The organism is Bacillota bacterium, from assembly GCA_033549065.1.
In the GTDB taxonomy this organism is placed as follows: domain Bacteria; phylum Bacillota; class Dethiobacteria; order DTU022; family DTU022; genus JAWSUE01.
The window spans coordinates 1-952 of the sequence record JAWSUE010000035.1; the positions used below are offsets into that span (position 1 = coordinate 1).

The window sequence follows — 952 nt, forward strand, 5'->3', positions numbered from 1 at the left end:
GTGGTCACCGAATATAGCTCCTGTAAGAACAGCAGCCAGAACGGGAACCAGGAATGCTTCACCGCCGATTGCCGCAGCAATCGGAATGGCAAGCGGGGTAACAATACCCATAACTCCCCAGGAGGTGCCCATGGCGAAAGCCATGAAGCATGAGATGACGAAGATGAGCAGCGGCAGAACAACAATACTGATTCCGGCCCGCTCGACCAGGTTAATCAGGTAATCAGCAGCGCCGAGTTCACCCGAGATATAGCTTAACGCCCACGCTAATACAAGGATGATCAGAGCCGGGAAAACAGACTTGGCGCCATTGATAATCGTATCAATAGCTTCCTGGAGAGGAACAATACGCTGAATAAGAACCATGATTAAAGTTACCAGCGCACCAAGACTCGATGACCAGAGAAGCACGACACTGGAATCGGCATCGCCGAAGGCAGCCATTAAGCCAACCTCTGCGCCACCGCCGGCCACATAAAGACCAACGAAGGTTGCAATGATAATAACCAGCACCGGGATAACAAAGTTGTACCAGCGAAGCGGGGTACCTTCAGCAGGCTGCAGAACTTCAGTGTCAGTCGCTGAAAGAGGCTCGGCACCGTCACGCAGCAGTTTGCCCTCAGTACGGGCTCTCACCTCAGCTTTGTACATTGGGCCGTAGTCTTTCATGGTGATCGCCAGGATCAGCACAAGAGCGATGGCGAAAATGCTGTAGAAGCGGTATGGGATGCTCTGGAGGAATATAAGGTAAACGGGCACGTTGTCCATACCGATTGCAGCGAATCCTTCTCCGATAATACCAAGTTCGAAACCGATCCAGGTTGAAATGAGAGCCACTGTAGCGATAGGCGCTGCGGTGGAGTCAATAATGTAGGACAGCTTCTCTCTTGAAATCTTTACAGCATCGGTAATCGGGCGGGCAGTATTACCGGCAATAATACAACTGGAGTAA

Annotated in this window: 1 protein-coding gene; it reads right to left on the minus strand. The window is 51.5% G+C overall.

Features of this window, described 5'->3' with window-relative positions:
• On the minus strand, positions 1-952 hold a 952-nt coding region (locus SCJ97_11580; GenBank protein ID MDW7740670.1), incomplete at both ends, for a Na+/H+ antiporter NhaC family protein.